11 protein-coding genes are annotated in these 11753 nt (G+C 73.2%); 5 read left to right on the plus strand and 6 right to left on the minus strand.

Annotated elements, in window-relative coordinates:
- Nucleotides 1–69: 69 nt before the first annotated feature.
- Nucleotides 70–1074, minus strand: a complete 1005-nt coding sequence (locus ACFYM2_RS02275) for a LuxR C-terminal-related transcriptional regulator (protein WP_388832662.1) — start codon at nucleotides 1072–1074, stop codon at nucleotides 70–72.
- 627 nt (nucleotides 1075–1701) lie between these two features.
- Between ACFYM2_RS02275 and ACFYM2_RS02280 the strand changes: the two genes are divergently transcribed.
- Complete coding sequence (locus ACFYM2_RS02280; RefSeq protein WP_388832665.1) at nucleotides 1702–2799, plus strand: IS701 family transposase; 1098 nt, start codon at nucleotides 1702–1704, stop codon at nucleotides 2797–2799.
- Here ACFYM2_RS02280 and ACFYM2_RS02285 read toward each other — a convergent pair.
- The 3 genes from ACFYM2_RS02285 to ACFYM2_RS02295 form a co-directional block, all read right to left on the minus strand.
- Nucleotides 2796–3455, minus strand: a complete 660-nt coding sequence (locus ACFYM2_RS02285) for a transglycosylase SLT domain-containing protein (RefSeq protein ID WP_358999696.1) — start codon at nucleotides 3453–3455, stop codon at nucleotides 2796–2798. The two genes, ACFYM2_RS02280 and ACFYM2_RS02285, sit on opposite strands and share 4 nt — an antisense overlap.
- Nucleotides 3456–3584: 129 nt before the next feature.
- Nucleotides 3585–4610: a tryptophan--tRNA ligase gene (gene trpS / locus ACFYM2_RS02290; RefSeq protein ID WP_388833087.1), complete on the minus strand. Its 1026-nt coding sequence runs from the start codon at nucleotides 4608–4610 to the stop codon at nucleotides 3585–3587.
- A gap of 484 nt (nucleotides 4611–5094) precedes the next feature.
- Nucleotides 5095–5505 carry a hypothetical protein gene (locus ACFYM2_RS02295; RefSeq protein WP_388832668.1) on the minus strand — a complete coding sequence of 137 codons (411 nt, stop codon included), beginning with the start codon at nucleotides 5503–5505 and terminating at the stop codon, nucleotides 5095–5097.
- Nucleotides 5506–5657: 152 nt separating this feature from the next.
- Between ACFYM2_RS02295 and ACFYM2_RS02300 the strand changes: the two genes are divergently transcribed.
- The 3 genes from ACFYM2_RS02300 to ACFYM2_RS02310 all read left to right on the plus strand — a co-directional run bounded on the left by ACFYM2_RS02300 (nucleotide 5658) and on the right by ACFYM2_RS02310 (nucleotide 9214).
- A complete protein-coding gene (locus tag ACFYM2_RS02300; RefSeq protein WP_388832671.1) occupies nucleotides 5658–6017 on the plus strand; it encodes a hypothetical protein in 360 nt (119 codons plus the stop codon).
- 54 nt (nucleotides 6018–6071) lie between these two features.
- Nucleotides 6072–7073 (plus strand): endonuclease/exonuclease/phosphatase family protein, encoded by a 1002-nt coding sequence (locus ACFYM2_RS02305; protein WP_388833090.1) that lies wholly within the window; start codon nucleotides 6072–6074, stop codon nucleotides 7071–7073.
- Nucleotides 7074–7255: 182 nt separating this feature from the next.
- Nucleotides 7256–9214, plus strand: coding sequence for an FUSC family protein (locus ACFYM2_RS02310; RefSeq protein WP_388458242.1), 1959 nt, complete (start codon nucleotides 7256–7258; stop codon nucleotides 9212–9214).
- 42 nt (nucleotides 9215–9256) lie between these two features.
- On the opposite strand, the gene ACFYM2_RS02315 is transcribed toward ACFYM2_RS02310, so the two are convergent.
- Together ACFYM2_RS02315 and snpA are read right to left on the minus strand one after the other, a co-directional pair.
- Nucleotides 9257–9475, minus strand: coding sequence for a hypothetical protein (locus tag ACFYM2_RS02315; RefSeq protein WP_388832673.1), 219 nt, complete (start codon nucleotides 9473–9475; stop codon nucleotides 9257–9259).
- Nucleotides 9476–9495: 20 nt separating this feature from the next.
- On the minus strand, nucleotides 9496–10152 hold the full coding sequence (gene snpA, locus ACFYM2_RS02320) for a snapalysin (protein WP_358999680.1): 657 nt from the start codon (nucleotides 10150–10152) through the stop codon (nucleotides 9496–9498).
- 233 nt (nucleotides 10153–10385) lie between these two features.
- Between snpA and ACFYM2_RS02325 the strand changes: the two genes are divergently transcribed.
- Nucleotides 10386–11345, plus strand: coding sequence for a LysR substrate-binding domain-containing protein (locus ACFYM2_RS02325; RefSeq protein ID WP_388832677.1), 960 nt, complete (start codon nucleotides 10386–10388; stop codon nucleotides 11343–11345).
- The last annotated feature ends 408 nt before the right edge of the window (nucleotides 11346–11753 follow it).

Consider the following 11753-nt stretch of genomic DNA (forward strand, 5'->3'; position numbering starts at 1 on the left):
GGACGGCGGCCAAGGATCGGGCACGTACTTCCTGACCTCCAGCGCCCGGCCCCGGTCGGGGCGTTGGCCTCAGGCGGTCGTCGCGGCGGGTCGCGCCGGTCCGTCCTCCAGGGTCCCCGACTGCGCGAGCAGATAGGCGAGTTGAGCCCGGCTGCGGCTGCCGAACAGCTCCGACGCCTTCTTGATGTGGGTGGAGACCGTACGGGTGCTGATGCCGATCCGGGTGCCGATGACCGCGTCCGTGTGCCCCTCGACCATGAGGCGCAGCACCGCGCGCCGGGTCTCGTCGGTCATCAGGCGGGGCCGCGCCTGCTCGGCGGTCATCGTGACCGGCTCGGCGCGCGCCCACGCGTGGTCGAAGACCTTGACCAGGTACCCCACCACCGCCGGGTGCTCGATCAGGAGCGCCGTGGTCCTGAGCTCGTGCCGGGGGTCGGGGATCAGGGCGAGCCGGCGGTCGAAGACGATCAGCCGGTCGAAGAGTTCGTCGAGCGTACGCACCTCTGCGCCCGCCGCCGCGATCTGCTCGATGTAGGCGAGCGTGGGACCGTGGGCGCGCACGGTGTGCTGGTAGAGGGTGCGCTGTTTGACCCCGCGCAGGGACATCGCGATCTCCTGCGGCAGGGTGCGCTGGAGCGCCGAGGGATCGCGCGAGCCGCCCGGTTGCGCGGTCAGCATCTCCGAGGCGCAGTCGTCCCTGGCCCGCAGCAGCACGGAGTGGATGAGGTCGGCGCCGTGCAGCAGCCTCAGCGGGATCGCGGCGTCCCGGTGCTCGTCGCGGTAGACGTGCTCGGCGAGCGAGACGGCCTCCTGGATCACCGCGATGGCGTGCCGCTGGTCGAGGACCGAACGCTCCAGGGGGCGTACGAGCGCGCCGGCGGCGATGTCCGGCGGCACTGCCGCCCACACCGTCGGCGTTTCGGCCAGCGGACGCAGCAGGCCCAACTCCCGCAGGCATGTGGGGATTTCACCCCCTATGGGCCCCTCGGCCAGCGCCTCGCGGTACCGCTCGAGTCCCCAGTCGCAGGGGCGCGGCACAGCGCCTTGTGCCGCGATGTCAGGATTTCCGCACATGTGCCTCCCCTTCTTGTTTTCGCATTGCGTAATCATGATGCCAGCGAGAACCGAGCGCGGGTGCTTTTCTGCGGGATGCTTCTGCTGACGAAAAGCCCGGGGAAGGTTCGGGGTGCTCGGGGAGCCTTTCGGAACGGAAGTCAACGAAAGAAGCAGGGGCCGCCCAGGGGAGGCCGTCATGAATATCAACCAAGGAACGGCTAAGAAAGCCCCCACCGGCCCGGATGCCTCGCCGCCGGATTCCCTGCGGGACGCCCAGCCGGATCTCCTGCGGGACACCTAGGGGGTGTCTGGTGGACCATGGCCGGGGGCGACCCTGATCCACCAGACACCCCCTAGCCCGCGCCGCGCGACGCGACCCGGGTGGCTCATCGGCCGGTGTTCGGTGCGTCCGGTCGATGCGTGTGACGCGGGTCGGTGCCGTGGAGACCGTTCGGACTCCGGCCGGCCGCGGTTTCGACGCGTTCCGCTTTATCGTGGAGGGGGCTGGACATGGCCGTGCTGGTTTCCGGAACCGGACAGGGAATTCCCGGCGGTATTCCATCGGATGCACCGGAGTCATCGGAGTCATCGGAGTCATCGGATGCGTTCCCGTCGGAAGCGGTTTCATCGGATGCCGTCACCGATTTGCTCCGCCGTACGCTCGCCTCCCTTCCCCGCGCGGATCAACGGCGCTGGGGCGAGGCGTATGTGCGCGGGCTGCTCTCGGTCGAGGGGAAGAAGACCATGCGGGCACTCGCCGGCGCCGGGAGCGCGGGCGGAAGCGGAAGCGGCAACGGCGGTGGCAGCGCCGAGCAGAGCCTGTACCAGTTCATCAGCAAGTCCCCATGGGGCTCCGCCCCGGTCCGCGCGGAAGTGGCCCGGCTCTTCGACGAACGGGCGCAGGCGCGTGCCTGGGTGGTGCGGCCCCTGGTCATCACCAAGGAGGGGCGCCACTCGGTGGGCGTACAACGGCAGTTCGTGCCGCAATACGGACGCGTCGTCAACTGCCAGCGCGCGAGCGGCATTTGGCTGGCATCCGACCGGGCGAGCTGCCCCGTCGACTGGCGCATCGCGCTGCCCGCGTGCTGGAGCGAGGAGGCCGGGCCGCGCGAACGCGCCGCCATACCGGACGGGGTGGGCGCCTGTCCGCCGGAACGGTGCGCGATCGGTTCGCTCGCCGAGATGACCGAAGGGTGGGGTCTGCGGGCCCGCCCTGTCGTGATGGATCTGCGGGACTGTGACCCGTACGGCGTCTGCGCACAGTTGACGGCGCGTCAACTTTCGTTCGTCGTACGCGTCGGGGCGGCGGCCACCGGTCCGCGCGGCGCGGGGCGGCCCGGCCTCCTCACGGCGCTGAACGGACGCCGGATGCCCGTGGAGTGGTTCGACCACGCCACCGGCACGCTGCGCGCCACCTCGGTGGGCGTCGCCCAAGTCGTTCCGCGGGACCGCCGAGCGTCCGGCCGCACCCAGGCGTTGACCCTGCTCGCCGCGTGGACGACAGCCGGCCGGGCGGAGCCGGACGCGTTCTGGCTCACCAATGTGGACCCCTCGCAGCCGGGCGCGCTCTTCCGCATCGCGATGCTCGGCCGCCGGGTGGAGCGCGATCTGGCCGAGGTCGCTGAGCCGCTGGGTCTGCGGGACTTCGAGGGGCGGTCCTTTCGTGGCTGGCACCACCACATGACGATGGTCTCGCTCGCCCACGCCCTGCGGGTGCTCGGTCTCGCGCGGCCGCCGCGCTAGCCGACCGCCTTGCCGGCCTTGGTCCAGTTGTCCCGCAGCCGCGACAGGTAGTCCGACGCCTGGCTCCCCGGCTTCGCGCCCCGCGCGAACGCCGCCATGTTGCCGCCGCCGGCGTTGTAGCCGAGCGCCATCAGCTCCTCGCGTGAGTACGGGCCCTGCCAGTGCGCGGGCAGCTGCGCGGACATGTCGTGCAGGTACCAGGCCGCCGCCTCGACCGCGAGGGCGCGGTCGTCGGGCAGCTCCTCCCAGCTGCGAGCGGCGAAGTCCCGCCCGCGCTTGGTCTCGTCGAAGGCGGCCCGGTGCATGTTCGCGATGCCGAAGGCGGCGTCCGGCTTGTACTTCTGCCAGCTCCGCTCGAAGGCGGGGTCGTGCGGCTTGTAGGCCTCGTTGTAGAGGATGGCCATCAGGAGCTGGGCGCTGATCCCGGCCTTCTTCGCGTACGTACGCACCTGCGGCGCGAACGCGGCGGGGTCGTAGGCGCCGTTCGGGGACGGGCTCGGGGAGGGGTTCGCCGACGCGGTGGAGGCGGGGGTGCGGGAGGGCGGGTCCGCCGAGCCCTGGCCCGCGCCGCCGCCGCGTACGCATCCCCAGGCCATCAGCGCGGCCGCGGGCAGCACAAGCCACCGCATGCGCACGCCCCTGCGCTGTTCAGCCATCGTCGCCGCCCTGTCCTTCGGATCCGGGTCCTCGCGCACCCAGTCTAGGAACCCACCGGCGGGGCGCGGGGGTGGGTGCGCTCTGCTCGCCCGGTTCCCCGCGCCCCCGACAGGCCGGGGCGGGCGGGCTCAGTAGGTGGTGCCCATGGCCTCGCGTACCTCCGTCAAGGTTTTCTCGGCCAGCTCGTTCGCCCGCCTGTTGCCCTCGTGCAGCAACTGCCGTACGTGGCCCAGGTCCTGGGCGTACTCGGCGCGCCTGGCCCGGAGCGGGGCGAAGTAGGTGTTAACGGCCTCGGTCACCGTGGCCTTCAGGGCGGCGGCGCCCCCCGTGCCGATCTCGGCCGCCAGCTCGTGCGGATCCCGGTCCTGGCAGAGCGCGGCGATCAGCACGAGGTTGCTCACCTCGGGGCGGTGCTCGGGGTCGTAGGAGATGAGCCGGGTGGCGTCGGTCTTCGCGCCCCGGATCAGGCGCGCGGTGTCGTCCGAACTCGCCCTCAACGCAAGGGAGTTGGCGCGGCTCTTGCTCATCTTCGTACCGTCCGTGCCGAGCAGCAGCGGCGCCTCGGAGAGCAGCGTGCGGGGCTCGGGGAAGACCGGGCCGTAGCGCTCGTTGAAGCGCCGGGCGATCGTGCGGGTCAGCTCCAGGTGCGGCTCCTGGTCGCGGCCGACCGGGACCAGGGTCGCCTTGCAGAACAGGATGTCGGCGGCCTGGTGGGCCGGGTAGGTGTACATGAGGCCCGAGACCGCCGCCTGGCGGGAGTGGGCGATCTCGTCCTTGACGGTGGGGTTGCGGCCGAGCTCGGCGACCGAGACCAGGCTCAGGAAGGGCAGGAGCAGCTGGTTGAGGGCGGGGACCGCGCTGTGCGTGAAGATCGTGGCGCGGTCCGCGTCGACGCCTGCGGCGAGGTAGTCCAGGACCAGGCCCTCCACGTGCTCGCCCAGGCGCTCGGCGACGTCACGGTCGGTGAGCACTTGGTAGTCGGGGATGACGAGGAAGAGGTCCACGCCCTCGTTCTGGAGCCGGACCCGGTTGCGCAGGGTGCCGAAGTAGTGGCCGAGGTGGAGGGGGCCGGTGGGACGGTCGCCGGTCAGGATGCGGTCGGGGGTGGCGGGGGCGACCGGGGCGGCGGTGGCGGCGGTGGGGCGCGTCAGCATCTGCGGGGTCGTGGTCATCGTGGCTCCTCGGGAGGCAGTGGGTGGCGGGGGCGGGCCGGGACGGCGCCCACTGCGGCTGCGGCGAGGGCAACAAAAAGGGGCCGTCCACGGAGGGAACGGCCCGCTGGCGATGGCGTACGTGCGTCGTGGCCGCTCCTAGAAGGAGCGCCACCAGCAGAGGTGGGTGCGACACCGCGACGCGTACGACATGGCTCCACTGTAGCCGGGCAGGGCGCGGACGCCCAGGACCCGGGCGCGAGCGGCGGAGGCTCAGGGCCCGGGCGGCGGGGGCCTTGGTGCCTGCGTGGGGTGCGGACGCCCAGGGGCCCGGGGCCCGAGCGGCGGGGGTCCCAGGGCCCGGGCGGCGGGGGCCCCGGTGCCGCGCGGGGTGCGGACGCCCAGGGCCCGGGGCCCGGGCGGCCTGGGCCTTGGTGCCGCGCGGGGTGCCGCCGCCCCGTCTCGCGCCGCTCAGCCCCCGCGCCGCTCAGTCCTCGTGTGTGTAGAACACGTAGAACGAGACGAGGAACATCGCGCCGCCCCAGATCGCGCCGATCCCGGACGAGCGCAGGACGCTGTGGTCGGCCAGGCTGTACAGGAAGCCCATCGCGCCGCCGAAGAGCGTGGCGTAGGCGGCCGCGCGGAGCTCGCGGGGCAGCGCGGACTGGGCGCGCAGCAGCCCGATACCGAGGACGATCAGGACGAGGCCGGACACGACGCCCAGGACGATCTGACCGCCGGTGAGCACGCCGCTGCCGCCGTTGCGCTGGATGGCTGCGGCCCAGATGCCGTACGCCACGCCGAGGACGACCGGGACCGCGAGGGCGGCTCTGCCGAGGTGGTGAGCCGTGCGGCGGCGGCTCGAACTCGTGGCGGGTACCGAAGCGTGTGCGGCCATGGCGGCACTCCTTCCGCTTGCCGGGACAGGGACCTGCGTCCCCCATCCAGCGCACACCCGCGCGCGCCGATGGGCAACCCGGGATTACGTGGACGCGTGCGCGCCTACCCGTAATCCGCACGTCGGCGAATGGGATCTCCGTGGAAGACACCGTGGAAGACACCGACCTCCCTCCGGCCGGACCGGCGCCCCTCGCGGTGCGCTGCCGTCGCGCGCTGATCGGGGTGGGGGTCGGGCTCGCGGCCGGCGCGGCGGCCCTGCGGGTGCTGGTCGCCGTCGGCAGGTCCCGCACGCTCGACGGGCTTCCCGCCGGTTCCGATCCCTCGGCGGCGGGCGCGGTCTACGACGTGCTCAGCGCCCTGGTGAGCACGGCGGCGTGGGCCCTGCTCGCGTCCGGTCTCGCGCTGGCCCTCGTGGGCTGGCTCGCCGGTCCGCTGATGGGTGGCCGCGGACGCCGGGTCCGGCGCGGGCAAAGGCTTGAGCAACCGTCCCGGCCGCCGGGCCGTCCGTGAGGGAGGATGCGAACGCTGTGACCGGCTAGCGGGAGGCACGCCGCCTTGGACACCTTGGAGACCGGGACCCTGGCGGACCACGAGGTGACCGGCGGCCGCCGTCGGCGTCCCTTGCGGGTGGTGTCCGCGTGGGCCGGGGCGCTGCTGCTCGCCGGGGTCAGTGCGGTGGTGGGATGCAGGGCCGCCGGCTCGGACGGCGTCACACCGGTGCCGCAGGCGCTCGCGTTCCTGCCCTGGCTGCTCGTCCCGGGCGGCGCGGGGCTCGCGCTTGTGGCGCTCGGGCGGTGGCGTACGGGGATGGTGTGGGGGGTGGCGGTGCTCGCGGTCACCGGCTGGTACACCCAGCCCTACGGTGACGCCACGACCCGGCCCGCGGGATCCATACGCGCCGAGTTCACGGTGCTCACCTCCAACACCGAGTTCGGCTGGGCGACGGACGGTTTGATCGCCGCCGTCCGGCGCGAGAAGCCCGGCCTGGTGTTCGTGGAGGAGTGCGGCTTCCGCTGCTCCGACGCGCTCGCCGCGCTGCCGCTCTCGGACTACCCCTATCGCGATGTCGTACGGCAGGACGGCTCGGCGGGCTCGGCGATACTGAGCCGTTTCCCGCTCCGGCCGGTCGCGCGCATCCCGTCACAGATGGCGATGCCGGGCGCGGTCGCCACCATTGGCGGGCGCGAGGTACGGATCCAGCTCGCGCACCCCATGCCCCCGCTGCCCGGGAACGACACGGCATGGCATCAAGAGCTGGGCAGGGTAAGGGAGTTCGCGAAGTCGGCCAGGGGCGGACCGGTCATCCTGGCCGGGGACTTCAACGCCACGCAGGACCACGCGCTGTTCCGTTCCGTACTCGACGAGGGCGCCCTGCACGACAGCGCCCGGCTCACCGGACAGGCCCGCGCCTGGTCCTGGCCCGCCGACCGCACCACACCGCTGCGCACCCAGATCGACCACGTTCTGGTGAGCGGCGACTTCAAGGCGACCTCCGCGCGCTTTCTCACCCTGGGCGGCACGGACCACCGGGCGCTGCTCGTGGGGCTCGGCCTGTACGGCGGGTAGCGGATTGCGCGGCGCCGGGCAGGCAGCGCCGGTCACGCCGTACCGATCACGCGGGACCGATCACGGCGTACCGATCACGGCGCGGAAAAACCCGAAAACAATCCACAGCCTGTGGACAACATTTACGACGCCGTTGGCCGTCCTGTTTGCACCAAGTGATCTTTTTACGGTGTCGTGTGCTCATGGCTGATCAGAAGCGAGAGCGGGACGGGGGACGGAGCGGGTGGCCCGTGCCCCCGGAATGGCTCATCGGGGGGCTGCGCCCGGCCCCCGCGCCCATCCCCTGGCCGGCCGTCGCCCGCGCCGGCATCGCGATGGCCGCCCCGCTCGCCGTGGGGATGGCCACCGGAAACAGCGCGTACGGCGCGCTGGCCTCCATGGGCGCGCTCAGCGGCGTCATCGGCGACACCGCGGACGCCTACCGGATGCGGGTCCTCAACATCGCCGTGCCGCAGCTGTTCGGCGCGCTCGGGGTCACCGTGGGCAGCCTGGTCTTCGGGCACGGCTGGCTCGCGGTGGCCGCGCTCACCCTGGTCGCGCTGGTGTCCGGAATGATCTCCTCGATCGGCGCGGTCGCCTCCGTGTCCGGGCTGCTGCTCCTGCTCAACGCCGTGGTCGGGGCCGGACTGCCCATGCCGGGGCCCTGGTGGAAGGCGCCCCTGCTGCTCAGCCTGGGCGGCCTGTTCGTGCTGCTCCTGAGTCTGCTCGGCTGGCCCCTTCGGCGCACCGAACCCGAACGGGGCGCCGTCGCGGGCACCTACCGCGCGGCCGCCGACGCCATCGAGGCGGCCGCGAGCGAGGCGTACGACGCCCGGCGCCAGGCCCTCACCCACTCCCTCAACACCACCTACGACCTGATCCTCGGCCGCCGGGCCCGCGAACACGGACGCCGCGGGGAGCTCGTACGGCTGCTCGCCCAGCTCAACGTGGTGATCCCGATCGTCGAGGCGGCCCCCGCCGTGCATCTGCGCGGCTGGGGCGTGGACCCCGCGATCCCGCGCGCCGTACGGCAGTTGGCGGACGCGGTCGAGGAGGGCCGCACCGACGCCGTCGTACCCGTACTGCCCGCGCCCGCGACCCCGGCCGAACGCGCCCTGGACACCGCCCTGCGGCACGCCTTCGTCGTGGTGCACCACCCCGACCCCGAGCACTCCGCCCTCGACGACCGGCTCGGCCGCCCCGCCGCCCCGCGCATCCGCGCGCGCCGCGCCACCCGCGACGTCCTGCTCTCCGCCACCTCCTGGCGCTACGGACTACGGCTCGCCCTGTGCATCGGGCTCGCCCAGGCGCTGGTGTCGGTGGTGCCGGTGGAGCGCTCGTACTGGGTCGCCCTGACCATCGTCTTCGTCCTCAAACCCGACTTCGGCTCGGTGTTCGCCCGGGCCCTGACGCGCGCGGTCGGCACGGCGGGCGGCCTGCTCGTCGCGGCGGCCGTGCTCGCCGAGGTGCCGCGCGGCTGGTGGGACGTGCCGGTGATGCTGCTGCTCGCCGCGTTCATCCCGGCGTTCTCCGCCAAGGGGTACGCCTTCCAGACCGCGGCCATCACGCCGGTGATCCTGCTGCTCTCGGACGTCCTGAACCACCAGGGCTTCGACCTGGTCCTGCCGCGCCTGTGGGACAGCCTCATCGGTTGCGCGATCGCGCTGATCGCGGGGTATCTGCTGTGGCCCGAGAGCTGGCACACCCGGATCGGGGCGCGGCTCGCGGACGCGGTGGCGGCGACGGCGGACTACGTGGAGTACGCCTTCGGATCCGAGGACGACCGCACCGAACGGGCCCGGCGCAGGCGCCGGCTCTACCGGGACCTGTCGACGGTACGCAGCGAATTCCAGCGGGCGTTGACGGAACCCCCGCCGATGGGGGCGCGGGCGGCGGCGTGGTGGCCGCTGGTCGTCGCGGTCGAGCGGGTCGTGGACGCGACGACGGCGGCGCGGGTGCGGGTCAACCACGGCGCGGGGTGGCCTGCGGCCGGCGAGGTGGAGGACATCGCGGCGCAGCTGCGGGAGTTGGCGGCGGGGCTGCGGCGGCGTTCGACGCTGGTGGGTGTGCGGGCGGCGCTCGCGGGCGACGAGGAGGGGGTCCTGGCCCCCCTGCGCCAGGAGGTCGCCGCCGCCCGGGGCATCACCGCCCCGGCCCCCTGAGAACGGGGTCCGGGGCGGGAGTCAGGGGCCGGGAGCCAGGCGTCAGAACAAGGGGAGTTGGCCCGGGAAGGGGGGCAGGGTGAAGCCGTCCAGGGTGGCCTGGGCGGGCGGGGCCGGGGCGCCGCGCTTGGAACCCGGGCAGAGCGTCAGCTCACCCGCGCCCCGCGTACGCGGATCGTGCCGCACGAACCTGCCCGCCACCACGGCGACGTCACGACCGCAGAACGGGCAGGACCGGCGAGGAGACGCACTGGAAGGCATCCCCCCATGCTGCCAGAGGCCTACGCGGCGGACTTGAACGCCGAGGCGAGCCCGTTGCGCCAGAGGCTGTTCACCTGGGACCTCTCGGTGCTGTTGGGGTAGGCGTTGCGGCACGACGTGCCGGGCCCGCCGCCGGACATCAGCTCACTGCACGGCCCCGAGTAGTGGTCGGGAAGCCCCAGCACGTGGCCGGTCTCGTGCGCGACGACCCGCACCGAGTAGTACTGCTGGTTCTGGCCGTAGTCCAGGAAGATGTAACCGTTGCCGTGGCCGTCGGTCGAGGCGTACGAACCGTCCTGGGGGTCGTTGCCCTCGTAGTACTGGAAGTCCGCGCCGGACGAACTCTCCGCGAGCCGCACGTTCTGCACCGAGGAGTTCCAGATCTGCGCGGCCTGCGATATCTGCGAGCGGAAACTGGGCGCGTTGGCGGTGCTGTAGTACACCGTCACGGACGCGGCGAGCGGGTTGGCGGCGCGCTTCTTGGCGACCGACTTCATGACGGCGTCGTAGAACGCCTGCTCATGGGCGGCGGAGTGCTTGCCGGAAGCCGTGAAGTGCGCGCCGGCGGCGGTGGGCGCGGTGGTGGCCGGGGTGGCGGCGGTGGCGGGGATCGCGCCGAAACCGGCGAGGGCCAGGCCCAGGGCGGCGGTCACGGCGAAGGTGCGGGGGTGTCTCATGGGGGGTCACCAATCGTTGTGGGGGATCCGGGTACGGCTGGGTGGGCCGCACCCGGGTGAGGTGAAGGCCGACGCGCGCACCCCGGTCGGGTGGGTCGCGGCGCGGCGTCGTCCCGGTGATTGTGGAGGCCACAGCGACGTACGGGAATGATGCCGATGTGCGATAACTCCCGCGTATCGGAGCGGTTTTGGCCATCTGGTGTGATCACTTGGCGCCGCTTAACCTCGGCCGCATGGAGCTGGAGGTGAGACATCTGCGGGTGCTGTGCGCCATCGCCGACGCCGGGAGTCTGCACGGTGCCGCCCGGGCGCTGGGTACGAGTCAGCCCGCCGTGACGACCCAACTGCGGCGCATCGAGCGGACGTTGGGCGGGCGGCTCTTCTCGCGTGAGCGGACCGGCTGTGTGCCCACGGTGCTGGGCCTCGGCGTGGTCGGGCGGGCCCGGCCGCTGCTGGCCGCGCTCACCGCCCTCGTCACCGAGACGCGGGCCGCGGCCGCCCGGGCCGGCGGGGCGGGGCGGCTGCGGATCGGGTCCACCGCGAGCCGGGCCATACCCGGGTGGCTGCGGCGGCTGCGGGAGCGGCTGCCGGGTACGGAGACCGAGCTCCAGGTGGCGGTTTCGGCCACCGCGCTGCTGCGGCAGGTGGCGGCGGGTGAGCTGGACGTGGCGTTCGTGCACGAGGTGGAGGGCTGTCCGCTGCGGGTGCCGGCGGGGCTCGATCTGCGGACGCTGCTGGAGCGCGAGCCGCAGTTCGTGTGCCTGGCCGCCGACCATCCCGCGGCGCGTCACCCCGTCGTTGACCTGGCCGACCTCGCCGACGACCAGTGGATGGTCGACCCCAGCGTGGAGGGCGAATGGGAGGGGTTGCGGCGCGTCCTGCACGCGGCGGGGCTCAATCCCCGTGTCCTGCGCGGGGATTACCTCACCGCCGCGGGTCTGGTCGCCACGGGCGAGGTGGTGACCCTGTGCCAGCCGACGTCACAGCCGCGCGCGGACTTCGCCATCCGGCCGCTGCGGGGGGATCCGCTGGGGGTGCGGCTGGTGGTGGCGGTACGGGAGGGGGCGTACGGGGGTGAGCTCGCGGGGGTCGGGGCGGATCTGGAGGCGGCGTACTGGGAGGCGGCGTCGGCCTCGCCCCTGTACCGGGCGTGGCTGACCCAACGTGGGTTGCCACGCGGCGCGAAGGGGTGACCGTGCCGGCGCGCCGAAGTCGCAAACGCGGGCCGGCGCCAGCCCCGCCGGGGGCGCGGGGAACTGCGCGGGGAGCGACCACGGCCCGCAGCCGAACTCCCCTGGGTCTCCGCCCCGGGCCCGTCCTCAAACGCCGGACGGGCTGAAGTCGCCGGTCCGGGCCAGGGCCGAGTAGTTAGGGGCGCGGGGAACTGCGCACCCAGCCACCCACGGCCCGCAGCCAGGGCCCCCGGGGGCTCCGCCCCAGACCCCATTCGCGCCTGAAGGGCGCTCGTCCTCAAACGCCGGACAGGCTGAAGTCGCCGGTCCGGACCAGGGCCGAGTAGTTAGGGGCGCGGGGAACTGCGCACCCAGCCACCCACGGCCCGCAGCCAGGGCCCCCGGGGGCTCCGCCCCAGACCCCATTCG

The sequence above is a fragment of the Streptomyces sp. NPDC006711 genome (assembly GCF_042869775.1).
Lineage (GTDB): Bacteria > Actinomycetota > Actinomycetes > Streptomycetales > Streptomycetaceae > Streptomyces.